Annotated in this window: 11 protein-coding genes; all 11 read right to left on the bottom strand. The window is 40.2% G+C overall.

All coding sequences use genetic code 11. The features are described from left to right. Positions 1 to 12: 12 nt before the first annotated feature. Positions 13 to 249 (bottom strand): glutaredoxin family protein, encoded by a 237-nt coding sequence (locus tag PSH41_RS03520; protein ID WP_004586699.1) that lies wholly within the window; start codon positions 247 to 249, stop codon positions 13 to 15. Continuing rightward, a complete protein-coding gene (rlmKL, locus tag PSH41_RS03515; protein WP_054982571.1) occupies positions 242 to 2,359 on the bottom strand; it encodes a bifunctional 23S rRNA (guanine(2069)-N(7))-methyltransferase RlmK/23S rRNA (guanine(2445)-N(2))-methyltransferase RlmL in 2,118 nt (705 codons plus the stop codon). The genes PSH41_RS03520 and rlmKL overlap by 8 nt, the downstream gene beginning before the upstream one ends. Before the next feature lie 89 nt (positions 2,360 to 2,448). Continuing rightward, entirely contained in the window at positions 2,449 to 2,979 is a 531-nt protein-coding gene (locus PSH41_RS03510) for a cell division protein ZapC (RefSeq protein ID WP_029772629.1), read from the bottom strand. A 130-nt stretch (positions 2,980 to 3,109) separates the two neighbouring features. After that, a complete protein-coding gene (pyrD, locus tag PSH41_RS03505) occupies positions 3,110 to 4,120 on the bottom strand; it encodes a quinone-dependent dihydroorotate dehydrogenase (RefSeq protein WP_154944564.1) in 1,011 nt (336 codons plus the stop codon). 117 nt (positions 4,121 to 4,237) lie between these two features. Beyond that, positions 4,238 to 9,079: an NAD-glutamate dehydrogenase gene (locus PSH41_RS03500; protein WP_256845021.1), complete on the bottom strand. Its 4,842-nt coding sequence runs from the start codon at positions 9,077 to 9,079 to the stop codon at positions 4,238 to 4,240. A gap of 213 nt (positions 9,080 to 9,292) precedes the next feature. After that, positions 9,293 to 11,614, bottom strand: coding sequence for an efflux RND transporter permease subunit (locus PSH41_RS03495; protein WP_096041646.1), 2,322 nt, complete (start codon positions 11,612 to 11,614; stop codon positions 9,293 to 9,295). Continuing rightward, the gene (locus PSH41_RS03490; RefSeq protein ID WP_273588319.1) at positions 11,614 to 12,609 is read right to left on the bottom strand and encodes a WD40/YVTN/BNR-like repeat-containing protein; all 996 of its coding nucleotides are present in this window, start codon (positions 12,607 to 12,609) and stop codon (positions 11,614 to 11,616) included. The genes PSH41_RS03495 and PSH41_RS03490 overlap by 1 nt, the downstream gene beginning before the upstream one ends. A 127-nt stretch (positions 12,610 to 12,736) precedes the next feature. Beyond that, positions 12,737 to 14,101 (bottom strand): DUF1329 domain-containing protein, encoded by a 1,365-nt coding sequence (locus PSH41_RS03485; protein WP_024033529.1) that lies wholly within the window; start codon positions 14,099 to 14,101, stop codon positions 12,737 to 12,739. Between the two features lie 13 nt (positions 14,102 to 14,114). Then, the gene (locus tag PSH41_RS03480) at positions 14,115 to 16,208 is read right to left on the bottom strand and encodes a DUF1302 domain-containing protein (protein WP_004586707.1); all 2,094 of its coding nucleotides are present in this window, start codon (positions 16,206 to 16,208) and stop codon (positions 14,115 to 14,117) included. A 250-nt stretch (positions 16,209 to 16,458) separates the two neighbouring features. After that, positions 16,459 to 16,680 carry a DUF2835 domain-containing protein gene (locus PSH41_RS03475; protein WP_024033528.1) on the bottom strand — a complete coding sequence of 74 codons (222 nt, stop codon included), beginning with the start codon at positions 16,678 to 16,680 and terminating at the stop codon, positions 16,459 to 16,461. Beyond that, positions 16,681 to 19,275: an aminopeptidase N gene (gene pepN / locus PSH41_RS03470; RefSeq protein ID WP_273588320.1), complete on the bottom strand. Its 2,595-nt coding sequence runs from the start codon at positions 19,273 to 19,275 to the stop codon at positions 16,681 to 16,683. Positions 19,276 to 19,315: the final 40 nt, after the last annotated feature.

The raw sequence follows: 19,315 nt of genomic DNA, 5'->3' as shown, positions 1-19,315 counted from the left end.
AATACTGCTCTTTTATTCTTGCGCTAAAAATTCATGCACTGTTTGTGCATCAAACGGCCAATACAAATGGTGGCCGCTTTTGCTCTCAAATACGGGAATACTTAACTGAAAACGCGCTATTAGCTGCTCATCAGTGAGTATATCAATTAATTTAAGCTCACTATTTTTATCCAAAACCGATAATAAAACCTGCTCGGCTTGCTCACATAAATGACAGCCATCGGTGTGGTATAAAACATAATTAGCCATGGGTAATTAACCAACTGTTGTGTATTTTTTTATTACGTTTGAAATCAGGTGATAACGTTTTTTCTGAAATATTTTCAGCTTTTAACCCTAAACCCATCAAACCTACTTCATCCATTACAAAACCACGTTTGTTATTAGAAAAAATTAATGTACCCGACGGACTCAAGATTTTTTTAACCCAAGTAAGTAATTTTATATGATCGGTTTGCACATCAAACGCGTCTTTCATTCGTTTAGAATTAGAAAACGTAGGCGGGTCTAAAAAGATTAAATCGTATTGGCCTTGTGCGTATTCTAGCCATTTTAAACAATCAGCTTGCTCAAAACGGTAGCGAGTATTGCTAATATCATTTAGCGCAAAGTTATCTTGGCCCCACTTAAGGTAGGTTTTTGATAAATCAACGGTGGTAATTGCTTTTGCCCCCCCTAATGCCGCGTGCACAGAGGCTGTACCTGTGTAGGCAAATAAGTTTAAAAAGCGTTTGTCTTTTGCATTTTGCTGAATATAACGACGCGCTAAACGATGATCTAAAAACAGCCCTGTATCGAGGTAATCAAACAAGTTTACTTTAAACTTAGCGCCAAATTCTTCCACCACCATTGTACGGTTTTGTTTAGCCATTGGGGTGTACTGCTCTTCCCCTTTTTGTTTTTTACGCACTTTAACGGCTATGTTTTCAGGTGCTATGTTTAGCTGCTGTGCAGTTAAGCTAATCACATCTTGAAGACGCTTTTCTGATGTTTTTTCGTCAATTTCTTTAGGTGCTGCGTATTCAAAAATAACAGCAGAATCGCCGTAAATATCAACCGCTACGTTGTACTCAGGAATATCAGCATCGTATACGCGATAAGCTTGTACTTCGTTTTGTTTAAGCCAATTTTTTAGGCCTTGTTTGTTCTTTTTCAAACGATTAGCAAACGACATTGAGCCTTCAAAATTCAGAGCCGGTTTGTCATCGCTTGTCAGGCTTACCTGTTTATCATCTAACTGATATAAATTTAGCTCTACATCTAATGGGCCGTTTTTAAATTTATAACGCTTTTGTTTAACCAGTTTTAACAGCTTAAATAGGCTTTCATCCATGCCTAGTAACGCAAGCTTCCAATGATTAAAGTGCTTTTTAAAACCCACGCCCATGCTGCGGTGTAGATTTACCAGCTCAGCCATAGAGCCAATACGTTCGCCGTACGGTAAGTTAGAAATAACCACCCCGGGTAATTTAGCAACAGAGGTAAGCTTAGTTGCATCACTTTGCTTAAACTTAATAACATTACCCAGCTCTGCTCGCTCGGCATTGGCAATGGCTTTATCAAGAACTTGCGCATCGTAATCGTGGCCAATTAACCACAATTTAGGATCGGTAATTTGCTCAATTAATTCTTCACGCAGTTGTTTAAATTTGGCCGCCCTAAAACTAGGTAAACGCTCAAAAGCAAACCCTTCTCTAAATAAACCAGGTGCTTCGTTACGCGCCATGCCCGCCGCTTCAATTAAAATAGTGCCGGCACCACAACATGGGTCAAATAAAGGTTGATTTACATTTTCAAGCCAACCACTACGTTTAATAATCGCGGCCGCTAAGTGCTCTTTAATAGGCGCTTTACCTTGGCCTTGGCGATAACCGCGCTCAGATAAACGAGGACCCGAGTAATCAATATACAAAGCCACACCATGGCGGTTTAAACGCGCCACAACACGCACATTGGCATCTTGCTTATCTACATTTGGGCGCTGTTCGTATAAATCGTTAAAGTAGTCAACAATCGCATCTTTAATTACCAAGCCTGAAAACTGGGTATTTTTTAAAGAGTCGTTGGTACCATTAAAATCAACGGCAAATGTTTGTGTAGGGCCAAACCATTCTTGCCATGGCTGAAAACGAGCAAATTTATACAGGCTATCTTTATCATTAACGCCTTCTTTTTCTTCAATAAGCATCAGCACACGTGTTGCGTAACGAGTTGATAGACAAACCTTTTGCGCCAATGTTGAATCTGCCTCAAAGCGAACAGAACCCACAGTTTGTTTAGACACGACGGCGCCTAATTCTGTTAGTTCATCAACAAGTAAATTTTCGATTCCGATAGAAGTAAGTGCGATAAATTGCAAAGTAATAACCCTTAATAGCTAATTGCGCAGGATTATAACATAGGTTGGCTGACAAACACTTGATAAACGCAGCTCGATTTGTAAATTTGCTAAGCTGATTTAGTGTGATATTGCTCAAGTAATAGCGGGTGAACACGATTGTTTAAAACGCGGATAACTTCAAACTGTTCAAGGGACAAATTATCATCAAGTTTGAATGTTTCGTTAAGGTTTAGGCAAATTGAAGCATCAGGGCAATGTTCAACAATTAAAAACTCACCGGTTTGCGCTTTTGAGGTAAGTTTAACGATGGCTTCTGTACTTGGCTGGGTGCCAGTGTACTCTTCAAAAAACCAACTTTTAGCCAGTACCGGTTTTAAATGAAATTTTACAGCGGTGGCATTGAGCGCAATTTGGCAAATTTGTGCAGGCTTATACAGCTCAAAACCATCTAAGTAATTGTATACCTGCTCATAAAAGGCAGCATCTTCTAAGCTAAAACGCGGGTTTTTAAATACACAGTCGGTGAGTTGTCTCAATTTATACGGGGTGCATAGTTGCATATCGTCATTTAAATCAAGTAGTAAGCGGTTTTTATTTGCACATGCAATCCACTGCCATTGTTTTGTTGCTTGTAACATTTGCCTCCTCCTTGTTTAAAAATTTATTTTTAATTAAGACATTAATATTAGATTATAACGGCTTTTGACCATTTTTAAAACATTTGTTTAGAACATTTATTGAACGATCAAAAGCTTACATAACTGATCCTTATAAGGAATCAACGATCGATTTTACCAATTGTGGCCCTTTGTAGATGAACCCAGTATAAACCTGCACTAAATTTGCGCCTGCATTTAGCTTTTCTTGAGCAGATTGCGCATCATCAATACCGCCTACACCAATAATTGGTAATTTACCTTGTGTTAAACGTTTAAGTTCGCTAACAACGTGTGTAGAGCGCTCTCTTACAGGGCTGCCAGATAAACCACCCGCCTCATCGGCGTATTGCTGACCCATTACTGCACTACGTTCAAGCGTAGTATTTGTTGCGATTACGCCATCAATTTGATTAGTTAATAGTGACTCGCTAACCTGATCAATTTGGATTTGATCAAGATCTGGCGCTATTTTAACCAGCATAGGCACTTGCTTATTATGCTTGGCAATTAAATCAAGCTGTTCATTCTTTAAACTTTGCAGTAAATCATCTAACGCGGCGCCATATTGTAAATCGCGCAGCCCTGGGGTATTTGGAGATGAAATATTGACCGTAATATACGAAGCATGCTCGAACACTTTACGCATACAATGAATGTAGTCGTCTTTACCTTGCTCATTTGGGGTATCTTTATTTTTACCAATATTAATACCTAAAATACCGGTGTACTTGGCATTTTTTACGTTATTAACTAAATTATCGACCCCTTTATTATTAAAGCCCATTCGGTTAATAATGGCATTTGATTGCGGTAATCTAAAAATGCGCGGCTTATCATTACCTGCTTGCGGGCGCGGGGTAACTGTGCCAACTTCTACAAAACCAAAGCCCATTTGGCTAAAGGCATCAATGCACTCAGCGTTTTTATCTAAACCTGCAGCCAAACCCACAGGGTTTTTAAACTCAAGGCCTAAAAAATTAACGGGTTTGTTTTGTAGTTGTTGTGACCAAGCTGCGTTTAAAGGGGTGTGTGCAAAACGGCGTAAATTATTAAGCGCAAACTCATGTGCCCATTCAGCATCTCGGGTGAACATAAAACGGCGGGCTAAATCGTAAAACATGAATTGTTCCTCTTTAAATTACAGACAAAAAAATACCTCAGACTAGGCTGAGGTATTGTATAACAATTTTAACAATTAACTGATTATTTACTGAATAAATAACCAATTAAAGCTAAATTATTTTCCTGATGTATCACAGTTATGGCTTAACAACATTAATTCGCGCAGTGCAACTGAGAACTTAGCAAAGTCGTGACTTTGCGAGGTTTTAAATTCAGCTAACATTTGCTTCCAACGCTGTAGCAGCAGATCTTGGCTGGCCATCCATTGATCGATTTGATTATCAACATCGTTTTCGTCACCTTCAAAGCTGTTTAGCACAACATGAGAAAGCGTACGTTGTTGCCAATCAAGCTCTTCACGGTACGACGCACGGGCAAGTGCTTGCCAATGGTTAGAAACAGGCTGGTTAGTAATTTGATCTAAGAACCAGTGTAAGCCCATACGCGAGCCAAGTTTAAAGTAGGTATTAGATACCATCGCCACACTGCGGCCTGAATTATGCGCTATTTCAGCAATATCCATTACAGAGAACAGGCTAGAAAGGTCAATAATACGCTTAGCAATTTGCTTAGGTACACCTTTTTCAACTAGCTCATTTGCTTTACCAGTTAAACATTCGTGTTCTTTGTCTTGCATGTACGTATTTAAGTTTTCGCTTAAATCTTTAAACGTTGGTGCAAAGAACTCGATAGCTTGTTCAATTGTTTGTGCCTTATTACGATGACGTAAGAACCAGCGTGTTGCACGACGAACAGTACGACGTAATTGGTACAGCATTTCGGTTTGAACTGCTGCTGGGATTTTATTATCTAGCGCACTGATTGATGACCAGGTTTCACGCATTTCAAAAATCTCACTCGCAATTGAGTAGCACATTGCGATTTCAGCTTCGTTAGCACCGGTCTCTTCGTTCATGCGTACCATGAAGTTTAAGCCCATGTCATTAACGATATTGTTCGCCAGTTTTGTTGCAATGATTTCTTTGCGCAGTGGGTGGTTATCCATCGCGTCATTAAATTTTTCACGCAGTGGACGCGGGAAAGACTTAACTAGTAGCTGACGGTAGTAAGGGTTTTCGGTAATTTCATCTGTTACTAAAGACTCTTTAAGCACCATTTTAGCGTACGAAACTAATACTGAAAGCTCTGGACGTGTTAGGTCTTTACCTGCTGCAGCGCGTTCTGCCAACTCTTCATCAGTTGGTAAAAACTCGATTGCACGGTTTAGCTTGCCTTCTTTTTCAAGGGCATGAATAAAGCGGATCTTCTCTTTAAGAGTTGATGCACCTTTAGACTGTGTAATCGACAATGTATGTGTTTGACGGTAACAATCTTTAAGTACAAGCTCAGATACTTCGTCGGTCATAGAGTAAAGTAACTCATCACGTTGTTTACGTGTTAAATCCCCTTCTGAAACTAAGCCGTTAAGTAAAATTTTAATATTTACTTCGTTATCTGAACACGCAACACCGCCTACGTTATCAATAAAGTCGGTATTTACACGCCCGCCTTTTGCTGCAAACTCGATACGCCCTAATTGGGTTGCACCTAAGTTACCACCCTCACCTAATATTTTAGCGCCTAGGTCTTTACCGTTTATGCGCAGCGCATCGTTTGCACGATCCCCTACATCAGCGTCTGTTTCGTGGCTGTTTTTAATGTAAGTACCAATACCACCGTTCCATAGTAAATCAAATTCCATCATTAATGAGGCTTTGATTAACTCGTTCGGTGTCATGCTTGCTTTTTTAGTGCCAAGCATTTTTTTCATTTCTGGGCTTAAAGAAATCGATTTAGCTGCGCGCGAGAAAATCCCACCACCCGCTGAAATCAGATCTTTATTGTAATCTTCCCATGATGAACGAGGCAGGTTAAACAAGCGCTCACGCTCTGGGTAAGAGGTCGCTGCATCTGGTGTAGGGTCTACAAATATGTGCATATGGTTAAACGCGACTTGTAAGCGAATGTGCTTAGACAATAACATACCATTACCAAATACGTCGCCAGCCATATCACCAATAGCAACCACAGTGAAGTCGGTAGTTTGACAGTCAATATCCATTTCACGGAAATGACGTTTAACAGACTCCCATGCACCTTTTGCTGTTATGCCCATTTTCTTATGGTCATAACCTACTGAACCACCTGATGCAAACGCATCACCTAGCCAGAAGTTGTATTCGTTAGCAATACCGTTAGCAATATCAGAGAAGGTAGCTGTACCTTTATCGGCTGCAACTACTAGGTATGGGTCGTCTTCATCGTGACGTGTTACATTAGCTGGCGGTACAATTTCACCACGCTCAATGTTATCGGTAATGTCTAATAAACCACGGATGAAAATTTTGTAACACTCTTGACCTTCTTTAATAAAGGCTTCGCGTTCACTAGGTAGCTGCTTACATACAAAACCACCTTTAGAACCTACCGGAACAATTACAGTGTTTTTAACTTGTTGCGCTTTTACTAAGCCCAGTACCTCAGTACGGAAATCTTCACGACGGTCTGACCAACGAAGGCCACCACGAGCAACTTTACCACCCCGTAAATGCACACCTTCTACACGCGGAGAGTATACAAAAATCTCAAATGCTGGCAGCGGAAGCGGCATATCAGGAATTAAGCTAGGCTGTACTTTAAACGACACGTAAGATTTAAACTGACCTGTTTCATCTTTTTGGAAGTAGTTCGTACGCAGTGTTGCGACAATCATATCTACGTATAAACGTATAATACGGTCATCATCAAGGTTCGCTACGTTTTCAAGCTCTAAGTAAATTTGTGCACTTAATTTCTCAAGTGTTTTAGGACTTGCAGGGCTTTTTACTGAGAATTTTTTAGCAAATAAGTTAACTATTTGCGCAGCAATATGCGGGTAATTTGCAAACGTACTCTCAATGTAGGTCTGTGAGAAAGTAACCCCAATTTGGCGCATGTATTTTGCATAGGCACGTAATATAGAGGCTTCACGACCTGTTAAACCACCCATTAATACTAAGCGGTTAAAGCCGTCGTTTTCAAGGCGGTTGCCCCATACATTAGTTAATGCAGCGCGAAAACGAGCAGAAATCTTATCAAAGTCGGCCATTCCTTTGCTGTCAATCAGCATAGAGAAGTCCATGATCCAATTGATACGACCATCACTTGTTTTAACAGAATATGGCGTTTCACCTACAACGCGTAAACCAAAGTTTTCTAGCATTGGCATAACATCAGATAAGTGAATTGGCTCATCTTTATGGAACAAGCTTAGGCGTACAATATTGCTGTTAGCTTCTTCTTGCGGACGGTAGAACAGCATTTCTAGCTTGTTCTCGTCGTTTAACAATTCTAGTTTTTCAATATCTACAACCGCAGCACTTGGTAGTACTTCATCTTTGTAAGAGCGTGCAAACGCGTTGCAATATTTACGATTTAGCTCATTACCGCGGGCTTCCCCTGCTGACTCTAACAGTGCAGATTGTAATTTATCTTCCCATGTACGAGCAGCTTCTACTAGGTTGTTTTCGATGTCTTTCACGTTATATTCGATATTGTTATCGGTCACACGAACGGTGTAATGTGTACGCGCCAGTGTTGACTCAGAGAAATAGGTAGTAAATTCGACTTTTTCGTCAGAATTAAAGGCGTTAGCTAAAATGTCTTGTGTTTCTCGGCGCAGCGCTGTGTTATATCGCTCACGCGGAACGTACACCATACAAGAGAAGAAACGTCCGTAGGCGTCTTTACGCACAAACAAGCGACACATGTCACGCTCTTGAATTTGTAAAACACCCATTGCTACTTCGAGTAACTCGCTCTCACGAGCTTGAACTAATTCATCACGTGGGTACGTTTCTAAAATATTAAGTACCGCTTTGTAGGCATGGGTACCTTTAGCAAAGTCACACATATCCATGATACGGTTAATTTTAGTTTTTAGAACAGGCACATCTGCTGCGCTGTTGTTGTAAAAGCTTGATGAAAATAGGCCGATAAAACGGTCTTCACCAACCACATTGCCTTCATCATCAAAGCGTTTAATACCAACGTAATCTATGTACGCTGGACGATGAACGCGCGATACAGAGTTCGTTTTTGTTAATACTAATAAGTTACTGCTGAGGGCTTCTTGGCGAGCAAATTCTGGTAATTCAGATAATAAACGTGTGTGCTCATCGGTTGAATTTTTCATCAGGCCAAGGCTTGTGTCCATTTTACCTTTTAACTGGTAATCACCTTGTACAGGGGTAAGCTCGTACTCGCGATAACCCATTAAAGTAAAGTTATCTTTAGCCAGCCAATCTAAAAACTCTACGGCTTCAGATACTTCGTTTTTATTTTTATTGTGCTTACGTTTTGGTACTTCTTTAGTAACAGAGACTAATTTTTCGCGAATTGGCTGCCAATCATCTACCGCAATAGAAACATCAACCAATACTGATTCGAGCTCTTTTTTGAAAGAAGCAATAACAGATGCATCGGTTTGGCGGTCAATCTCAATAAAGAACACTGTTTTAGTAGAGCTCGATTCTTGCTCTGCTTTTAAATTTGATAAACCGGAAATTTTAGCGTTATCGTCACGCTGAATTTTTAGTGGGCAGTGAAGTAATAAGTGAGAAGCTATATTTTCACGGGTCATAGCCATACGAACAGAATCTACTAAAAATGGCATATCTTTAGCAATAATTTCTACAATTGTATGTGATGACTGCCAGCCATCTTTTGCTACTTCAGGGTTGAAAACGCGAATTACTGCGTCGTCCGTGGTGTTTTTTTCTAGTGCATTCCAAAGGCTGAGTGCAGCACCGTATAGGTCACTATCATTGCGATTTGCCAAATCCTCTTTAGACATATTGCTGTACAAGGCTTTGGCGAATTTCTCAACGAGTAACACATTATCAGCGTGAACTTTTTTCTGGATAAGCTTACAGACATTATCTAGGATAACCGAGGCTTGGCCTTCATTTCGTGTCATTGTATGTTCCTTAATCTATTACTGCTTTTAGTTAAGCAGAATATTTGTACAGCCATTTATTAGCGTGGAGTCAGTTAAATTCTAACCCTTTTAGCACTAATAAACAGCCTTTTCGATGAAAACATTTTAAGCATTTCAGCTATTTGGTCATCTATTCACAAAATATAGATATAAATGACCATTACAGGTCATTTAGGAGCACAATTATTCACTTTATTTTTTCTGGTCGGTCCACAGCAGACTACCAATTGCGGGTAATAGTAGTACCGCACCTAACATATTTACTAAAAACATGAAGGTAAGCAGTATTCCCATATCTACTTGAAACTTAAGATCAGAGAATATCCACGTACTCACACCTATCGCAAGGGTAATACCGGTAAACAATACAGCACTGCCACGCTCAACAAGGGCATTACGGTACGCCACGCTCAGCGGTACGTTTTGCTTAAGTTGGCCCATCATCGAAGAAAGTATATAAATACCGTAATCCACACCAATACCTACACCTAAGGCTATAACAGGTAAAGTAGATACCGTTAAGCCAATTTCTAATTGCACCATAAGTGCTTGTGCAAGAGTTGATACAATATACAGAGGTAATACCACTGCGATTGTCGCTTTTACGCTCTTAAAGCTTAACAAACACAAAATAATAACTGCGCCGTAAACGTAAAGCATCATCGGAATTTGCGCCGCAGAAACAGACTCGTTTGTTGCCGCCATAACCCCTACAGGCCCAGACGCTAACTTAAAGGCTAACTTGTCTGTGCCTTCTTCTTGTGCAAATTGCTTAACACGTTGAATAACGGTATCGATTGTATTTGCTTTGTGATCATCTAAAAATATAATCACCGGCATGACTGAGCAATCGCCATTGAGTAATCCTGTGCTTGTTTCTACACGGGCTGTTGATTGCACTAAGCTGGCTGAATTACGCGGCAAGCTTTGCCATTTTAAGTTACCTTCGTTGTAACCTGCGTTAACCGACTGCGCCACAGAGCTTAAACTAACCGCCGATTGTACGCCTGGCACGTTTTCTACCTTGTACTGAAAACGGCTAATGCGCGCCATTACATCGTGCTCTGTACACGCCGCAGGGTAAGCCTCAACAATCACTTTTAAAATATCCGACGAAATGGTGTATTTGTCCGATATTAAAAAAGTATCTTGATTGTAGCGAGCATCTTGATGCAACGAAGGCGCACCTGCATGTAAATCACCAATTCGCATTTTATCTGCTTGCCAGTAACCTAATGCAAATAACACCAGCGTAAAACCAATAATCATTTTTGCGGTTTTAGGGTCTGTGGCTTTTACTAATAAATCGCGTATCGCATCTAGCATATTTGGCTTTTGCGCATCGCCTGATTGAATATGCACAGTGTTGGCAAAATTCATATACGAGGCCCACACTGGCAATAAAATTAAATTAGTAAATATAATAACCGCAACACCTAAACTTGCTGTGATAGCAAGTTCACGAATAATACCTATATCAATAGTCAGCAGGGTTAAAAAGCCCACCGTGTCTGAAAGCAGCGCAATACCACCAGGTACAAGTAATGCTCTAAAGCTTGATTGACAACAAATGCGGGTACTTTTTCCCTCACCTACTTTTTTACCAATGGCGTTGATCATCTGCACGCCGTGGCTTACACCAATCGCAAATACTAAAAATGGTACCAATATAGACATAGGGTCGAGTCCAAAGCCTAAACTCGACAGCAAACCCATTTGCCAGATTACGGCAATAATTGAACACGCTATAGGTAAAATGGTGAGCTTTAAACTGCCACAAAATAGCCATACCATAATAAAGGTAAAACCAATGGCAATAGCAAAAAATAGCACAACGCCTTTTGCCCCTTGAGCAATATCGCCGGCCATTTTGGCAAATCCAATAATATGAATACTGACTTTATCTGTACTTAAAGGCTCTCTTACTTGCGTTTCTAACTTATCTGCAAATGCGAGTGTATCAAGCTTTTGCTGAGTTTGCGGGTCGGTTTCGAGTAGCTGCGCGGTCACCATGGCACATGAGTAATCGCTGGCAATCATTCGCCCTACTACTTTTGCTTTTTCAATGTTTTCTTTAACTACCGCTAAACCTTTTTGGTCAGCTTTAAAGTTTGCAGGAATAATTGGGCCGCCAGCAAAACCATCTTCAACCACTTCGACAAAGCGCGCACTGGGCGCAAAAATAGAGTTAACTAATGGGCGGTTTACACCAGGAATAAAATACAGTTGATCGTGTACTGCTTTTAATTGGGTGAAAAATTCGGGGTTAAAAATGTTGCCACTGTCATCACACACCGAAATTAAAATGCTATTTGCGCCACCAAATTGTTTTTCGTGTTTGGTGTACACTTTCATGTATTCATGATTTAGCGGAATATTTTTGTTAAACGAGGCGTCTAGTTCAATGTGAGTGGCTTTATAGCCTAAAAAACATGTGATTAGCGCAAAAGCGATCAACATGATAGTACGGTGTCTAAACACCGCCTTTTCTAAAAAATCTAAAAACGTATGCATTAAGGGTTTAACTCCTTCACTTTAATGCCATCTTCTGTTGCCATGACTAATTTATTATTAATTATTACGCCATCAAGAATAGCTTTACCATCGGGGCGTTGTTCATGTGTAAGTAAGCCGTCTTTTAAATGAAAGATCACACCACTATTTGCCAGCAGTAACCAATGCTCATTATTATAATTTATAATGTTATTAACCGTGGCCGTTTTAACATTTTCAAAATGCTGCCATTGTTGTTCATTTTTATTTTTAGCAAATACATTTCCTCTGAGCCCTGCCACAATTTCTTGCTGCGGATCTGATGCTACCGCAAAAAAAGAACCTGGGTAAATTTCATCAAGGCGTTGCCATGTTTGGCCATTATCACTGCTTTTGGCCATTAACCCCATTTCACCGACTAACATCAAACCACTGTCTGTTTTTTCAATACGGTTAAAATGAGGCAGTATAGATGCTGTTTCGGCCTCGTAGCCTTGAGGATCATTTTCTTTTAAATCATTCAAATACTCTCTGTCTTCACTAAACAGTAAAGAGTCTAAAAAGCGTTTATGCCAATGCTTGCCGCCGTCACTGGTTTGATAAAACATGCCATAAGCGCCCACAGCAAAACCATTTGACTCATCTTCAAAGTAAATATCTAAACACGGCTTATCAAGCTCTGGCTTTGCTTGTTGTAATTGCCAATTTAAACCACCATCGGTGGTATTAATTATGGTGGCATCGTGCCCGCACGCCCACCCGTGGGTGTCATTAGAAAAATCGACAGCCGTTAACAATACCTGTGTAGGGACGCTTTGCGCTTGCTGCCATTGCTCAGCGTTTTTGCTTGTTATTACCGTACCGTGCTTACCTACAGCCACTAAACCTGCACCTGTATTGGTAATATCAGTTAGTAGGGTTTTATTTGCGTTGATTGCGCTAATAGCATACTGAGGTGCATCTTGTGCAATACTCGCACCGCTTATGATCAGGCTGGCATATACCAAATACTTCATAAATTTTAATCGCCTTGAACTGAAGAATTGTTTGTCTGTTTGCTGAGGAAAATCCTGCGTGTCGTATAGACAAACGCGATGAGAAAGAAAAAAGCAGCTAACGGGCTGTTAGCTGCATATTACGTTGTTATCTACCTTCACGGCGTAATGCGCTTGAAGTAAATTCGTTATCGTTAAACGACTCTGAAAAGTCGTACATTTTTTCTTGGTTATCTAAACCAATAGCTAAGTAACGGCGCGAATTTAAATCATGATACACTTCTAAGGTACTCCACTGCGTAGGTACTTCGTAGTAGTTTAAGCCATATGCCATTGCTACACGATAAAGCTGGTCGCGATTATCATAAATATCGGTCACTTGTACTTGCCAGCTATCTTCATCAATATAAAACACGCGTTTTTTATAAATATGGCGTGTATCATCTTTTAAGTTAGCTTCAACAACCCATACACGGTGCTTTTCATAACGCGTATGCTCTGGGTTAATGTGGCCTGGTTTTAAAATATCGTCGTACTCTAGTTTATCACTGTGTAACTTGTAGCTATTGTACGGAATATATAGTTCTTGCTTACCTTTTAACGTCCAGTTGTAACGGTTAGGTGAGCCATTAAACATATCAAAATCATCAGTAGTACGTAAGCTATCTGCGGCTGTACCTGGAGCGTCATATGCAACATTTGGTGCACGACGAACACGACGCTGACCTGAGTTATATGTCCACGCTTGGCGAGGCGTTAAAATTTGATCCATGGTTTCGTGTACAAGTAGCGCTGTACCGGCAAGGCGTGCTGGCTCTGTCACCTTTTGCTTAAATTTAAACAAAATGTTTGAGTCTTGAAGCTCTGCAGGAGTCGCTTTAGGATCTGAATATTTAACCAATAGTTGTTCATCAAAGCCAACATAATTGTACGAACCCGATGCGGTGGGTGCAGCTTGTCCACCAAAACGCTCTATTGATTGTCCACGATAGCGTAATAAGTGATTCCAAATAGCTTCTAAGCCAGATTTAGGAATAGGAAATGGAATACCAATTGCGGTATTTTTTATTCCGTTGCCACCTTCAATAAGCTCAGCCGTTGCAGCAAACTCTTTTGTTGCATCGTATACAAACTGTGGGTAAGACGCAGAGCGGCGCGTTTCATAAACAGGCATTTTAAACGTATCTGGGTATGCTTCAAATAAAGCAATTTGGCCAGGGCTTAAATTAGCTTTGTACTTATCAAGGTTTGTTTTATCAATGGTAAACAACACTTTGTCCGCAGAATACGGGTCTAAATGGTGCATCCCTGGTTCATAACCTTCTGGTGCAGATGTAATACCGCCATTCCACGCTGGAATTGACCCATCAGCATTGGCTGCTTTTTCTGCGCCAAATGGCGTTAAGTCTTGTCCTAAACGTGCAACTTCTTCAGCGCTCATTTTTGCCATTGCCGCTGAACTTAAAAACATGCTACACAAAGCGGTAGCGATGAGGGTAGGTTTTTTAATCATACTAATATTACCCCTAAATTGAATATTTTAAATTGAAAGAAACGTAGTCACGATCTGAGAAAGTATTGATATCGCCACCACCCCAAAATGAGTTGTAGCTCACATCAAGTGACCATGCATTTTGGTAATTAAAGTTCATCGTTACACCCAACGATTTACGGTCTTCAATAAACAAGAACATAGGATCAGGTGTGTTACCGTTTACATCATGAGAAAATACAAATCGTGGAGAGAAGTTAATGCCATTGTAAAGGTTAAAGTAATCACCTTTAGCAATTAGGCGGTAACCCCAAGATGATGCCGTTGCAAACGACTTTTCTTCTGGGCCATTAGAAAGGCCTAGTTGTAATGTTGTGTAGTCAGTAGTGCCTGGGCCTGTGATCACACCACTTCGACCTGTACCCGACACATTTAAACGCATTTCGTCGTAGTCAGGCATATCATGAATTTTAACAGCACCTACTTCACCTACTACAGCCCAGCTATCAGCACCTAATGACGGGCCAAATAAATGTGTTGCAGTAAACTGAATTTGTGATGTGTCGCGTTCAATATAACCTTGTGCAACTTCACCTGCCGCTACAGAGCTAATCGCATCACCAAAACTCATTTGCGAAATACCCGCAAAGTCTGGGCGAATACCGGCAAGCGCCAATTGTTCAGGCATGGCGGTATAAAGTAGCTCTACATCGTCTATTTGTAATGGTTCGTCTTTACGAAATGCAAACTCACCAGCAAACGCAGTTTCGCCAATTGTGGTGTTAAAGCTTAAACCGTAAAGTTTAATATCTTCTGGGTAATCATTTTCTGCTTTTGAAAACGCAACTAAATCTGCCACGTTGTCATCTGTAATTTCTGTTGTTGCAATCATCGCTAAATCTTGTGCGATGGCAGCTTGAGAAAAGTTAGATACACGACCAGAAATTAGCGGACGTCGACTATGGTAATTAACGTGGTATAACGCCACTTCTGTGTCGTTCCACTCTGGTAAAAATACACCTAAACGTAAACCATATTGGCCGCCGTCATCTGGCTCTGTTTTACCGTTATCGCCTTTACCTTTAAGCGCAACTTTAGTTGGATGAGCTAAATACATGTTTGCAAGCAGGGCTTGGCCTTCAGCACTTGTTGGGTCAATACCCTGTGCAGCGGCTACCTGAGCAAAATTAGTATAAAGGTTATTAAGGCTGTCGGTTAAAAAGGCCATATCAATGTCAGGGTTTGAAGTAAAACCTAACTGTACATTTTGCTGATAGCCGTTTTCTGCTGCAAAGTCATTGGTAGAAAAATAAGTACCCGCAGCCGGTAGGCGTGTTTCATGCCATTGGTACTGATAAAAACCTTCTAAAGTAATATTTTCAGTGATCCCTAATGACGCCCAAAGCATACCTACAGGAATAAATGCTTCTTTAAGCTCAGCACCAGGCGCTTTTAAGCGGTCAATATCGACCGGGTTTACGTTAATACCATGAGAGATAAGTGTACTCTCACCCCAGTTAACTACTTGTTGACCAAGGCGAATTGACAGCGGGTTATTGCCATCGTTTAAGTCAAAATTTGCCCAAACGTAGGCATCTAATAAACGGATGTCGGCACAGCTTTGCTCTTTTGTGTCGTCATCATCACATGGATCTACGCCTTGTCCTGAGGTTGGGTTAACGTAGGCTCTATCACCATCCATTAACTCAAAATCGTAAAAGTACATAAAACGTGTGAATAAACCGTAGTTATCTTTGCTAATTGAAAGGTCGTGTGTTCCTTTCAATAATTTTGAAAACGAATCACCGCTATCAAAATTAAGATTACCTGCATCGCCATTATTAGAGTAAGAGCCTGGTTGAGCCCAAACATCTTGAGAAGAATAAATTGTATTTAATGAAGGATTATACCCAGTCCAATCAAATGCAGGATTATTGCTTTTACCAATAATGTCGAAATCTCTGTCTTCAACACGGACGCTTTGACCATAGGAAAAAGTTGAGTCGAAGGTAACATCAAAGCCCCCTACCTCAAAATTTGCTGCATTCGCTGCTGCAGATAAACCTAAGCTTGCGGCTGCTAAACCTATAGCTATTTTGTTTTTAACAAAAAGCGATCTTCTTATCATTGTGTATCCCCCCTGTCGTGGGTAATTATGTGTGATCAAGTTATTGTTTTTAGTGTAATCTTAACGATAGAAGCGATTATAAAAAATTACAAATGGTCGCGTTCAATCAATTATTATATTTTTTGAGCTGACGTTTACGTATTGGTAAGACGTCATACCAGATAATTTATACACGTAAATTAACAATAGAACAAATTGAAATTAACAAAAAGATAATATTTTTATGTATCTATAACATAAAAACAGCAGGTTAGGCGATACGTTCGAGGCGAATAAATTTATTCTCGGGGGTAAGTAAAAGTCTAAAACGCCCTCTTATTCCTATAGATGAAATGTAAGGGCGTAAGTGCGAGGCGGCAAAGCGTATTGTTTTACCGTTATCCTCAACCACTTGTACTGAGCTAAAACGACCATGGTAGTAGTCCATACATTTGTTATAGCTCAGGTGTAAAGAGAAGTAATACTCAATCATTTAATTAAGCGCTTTTTCAACCTTTTCAAATAAATCAGCACTTAATCCTTCAAGGTTTGCTAAGCGTTGCAACTGTGCTTTCATTGCTTGAGCACGGATTGTGTCAAAGCGTTTCCACGACATGAAAGGCGTTAACATTCTAGAGGCATTTTGCGGATTAATCGCGTTTAACTTAATAAGTAAATCACCTAATAATACGTAACCTTCACCATCTTTTCGGTGAAATTGTGCGGTATTAAAATGACTAAAGCTGCCCACTAATGCCCGTACACGATTTGGATTTGAAAAATCAAAGCTAGGATGCGCGTACAACGCTTTTATATTCTCAATAGCATCATCACCAGATTGCATAGCCTGCAGCGCAAACCATTTATCCATAACTAAAACATCATGACGCCACTGGCTATCAAAATGATCTAACAACGTTGTTCTTAATGGGTGTGATGCTTTTACTACCGCACTTAATGAGGCTAAAACATTGGTCATATTCGGTGAATCTGCCGATTCTTTGATAAAGCGGTCAACTTGCTCAGAAGGTATTTTAGCTAAGTAATGTAAACAAACACCTTTAAGCGCTCTTATAGCCACTGCATCTGGATTTATACTGCCATCATCTACTAACGAGCTGTAACAATGTAAAAGCTCATCAGATAATTGCTCGGCAATCTGTTGCTCAAACAATCTTGTGATTGTAATGATTTCGTCAACAGGAATTATGTCAAACTCAGCGGCAAAGGTGTCAAAGCTTGGCAGTTTTATAAGCTCTGCTACCAGTGCTAAATCGCCACTTTGTGCGCTTATTAACACACGTAGTGCATTAATAACGTTTTCACTTAATGTTGCGGGTTCAGGTGCGTTAACTGCTTGCTTAACTGCATTAATAAATAATTGCTGCTGCGCATCCCAACGCGAAAAATCGCTGCGCGCATAACGCATAATATGCAGTAAATCAGGTTCTGAATTTTGCTGGCTTAAAATACAGGGCGCAGAAAAATCTTCAAGTAGTACAGCCACTGGGCGAGCAGGTATTTGATCAAAGTAAAACGTTTGCGTTGGCGCAGTTACGTTAAGCACGTGGTCGCGTTTTTCACCTTGATAAGTAAGTGCAATACTTTGCCCATTTTCATCTAATAATTCGATGGCAAATGGAATGTGCAGGCTCTTATTATCTGGCTGATTTAGCGGAGATGATTGCTCAATTGTTAAAGTATAAAGTTGCTTATCGTGATCATAGTGCTGTGTTGCATTTAATCGTGGTGTACCTGATTGGCTATACCAACGCTTAAATTGCGTTAAATCTATGCCTGAAGCATCACTCATTGCAGCAACAAAATCATCACAGGTAACCGCTTGACCATCATGGCGTTCAAAGTAAAGCTGCATCCCTTTTTGAAAGTTAACCTCACTTAACAGGGTGTGCATCATTCTAATAACTTCAGCCCCTTTATCGTAAACCGTTACGGTATAAAAGTTATTCATTTCGATAACTTTTTCAGGGCGAATTGGGTGCGCCATTGGCCCCGCATCTTCACTAAACTGATGTGTGCGCATTACTTTAACGGCATCAATGCGGTTAAGTGCGCGTGAGCCTAAATCGCTACTAAATTCTTGGTCTCTAAATACTGTGAGCCCTTCTTTTAACGATAGCTGAAACCAATCTCTACAGGTAACACGGTTACCCGTCCAGTTATGAAAATACTCATGACCAACAATCGACTCTATCGTGTGATAATCTTTATCGGTGGCGGTTTCTTGGTTAGCCAATACGCATTTACTATTAAATACATTTAGCCCTTTGTTTTCCATTGCTCCCATATTGAAAAAGTCTACGGCAACAATCATGTAAATATCTAAGTCGTATTCTAGGTTAAAGCGCGTTTCATCCCAATGCATGGCTTTTTTTAATGAGTTAATTGCATGTGGTGTTTTCGATAAATTGCCTTTATCAACAAATAACGCAAGCTCAATTTCGCGCCCACTTTTTGTTGTGTAGGTGTCTTTTAGTACATCAAAATCACCAGCTACTAATGCAAATAAGTAACTTGGCTTTTTAAATGGGTCTTGCCATTTAGCAAAATGGCGGCCATCAGCTGTTTCACCACTGTCAATTTGGTTACCATTTGACAGTAAATGCTTAAAGCTTTTATCAGCAATAATCGTCACATCGTACGTGCTTAGCACGTCAGGGCGGTCTAAAAAGTAGGTGATTTTTCTAAAACCTTGCGCTTCACATTGCGTGCAATACGCTCCACAAGATAAATACAAGCCTTCTAAAGAGGTATTTGTATCAGGAGAAATTTCTGTAACAATTTTAAGCTGGCATGTGTGAGGTAAATCATTAATGATTAGGTGCTCACCTTCAATCTTATAATTAGTATAAGCAACATTATCTACTTGCAGCTCCACTAATTGTAAGTCTATGCCATCTAACACAAGCGCTGAATTTTGATTTGTTGTTCTTTTAAGTGTTAGTAGCGCCGTCACTTTTGTATTTAGTGGTTGTAAGTCAAAAGTGAGTTCAGTGTGCTCTATAGAAAAATTAGGCGCAGTGTAGTCTTTTAAGTATTGCGCTTTTGGCTTTGCTGAAACAGTCATAGTTACTCCAACTAAAGCTCCTTAAAAAGGAGCTATTTAG

The sequence above is a fragment of the Pseudoalteromonas sp. CST2 genome, from assembly GCF_028599385.1.
Taxonomy (GTDB): domain Bacteria; phylum Pseudomonadota; class Gammaproteobacteria; order Enterobacterales; family Alteromonadaceae; genus Pseudoalteromonas; species Pseudoalteromonas atlantica.
Note: the sequence above shows the minus strand (reverse complement) of the source record. Positions and strands in the feature narration are given on the sequence as shown.

Coding starts and splice junctions, on each gene's coding strand:
- PSH41_RS03495 (WP_096041646.1), bottom strand. CDS start 11,614: ATGCATACGTTTTTAGATTTTTTAGAAAAGGCGGTGTTTAGACACCGT.
- PSH41_RS03480 (WP_004586707.1), bottom strand. CDS start 16,208: ATGATAAGAAGATCGCTTTTTGTTAAAAACAAAATAGCTATAGGTTTA.
- pyrD (WP_154944564.1), bottom strand. CDS start 4,120: ATGTTTTACGATTTAGCCCGCCGTTTTATGTTCACCCGAGATGCTGAA.
- PSH41_RS03475 (WP_024033528.1), bottom strand. CDS start 16,680: ATGATTGAGTATTACTTCTCTTTACACCTGAGCTATAACAAATGTATG.
- PSH41_RS03485 (WP_024033529.1), bottom strand. CDS start 14,101: ATGATTAAAAAACCTACCCTCATCGCTACCGCTTTGTGTAGCATGTTT.
- PSH41_RS03520 (WP_004586699.1), bottom strand. CDS start 249: ATGGCTAATTATGTTTTATACCACACCGATGGCTGTCATTTATGTGAG.
- PSH41_RS03490 (WP_273588319.1), bottom strand. CDS start 12,609: ATGAAGTATTTGGTATATGCCAGCCTGATCATAAGCGGTGCGAGTATT.
- PSH41_RS03500 (WP_256845021.1), bottom strand. CDS start 9,079: ATGACACGAAATGAAGGCCAAGCCTCGGTTATCCTAGATAATGTCTGT.
- PSH41_RS03510 (WP_029772629.1), bottom strand. CDS start 2,979: ATGTTACAAGCAACAAAACAATGGCAGTGGATTGCATGTGCAAATAAA.
- pepN (WP_273588320.1), bottom strand. CDS start 19,275: ATGACTGTTTCAGCAAAGCCAAAAGCGCAATACTTAAAAGACTACACT.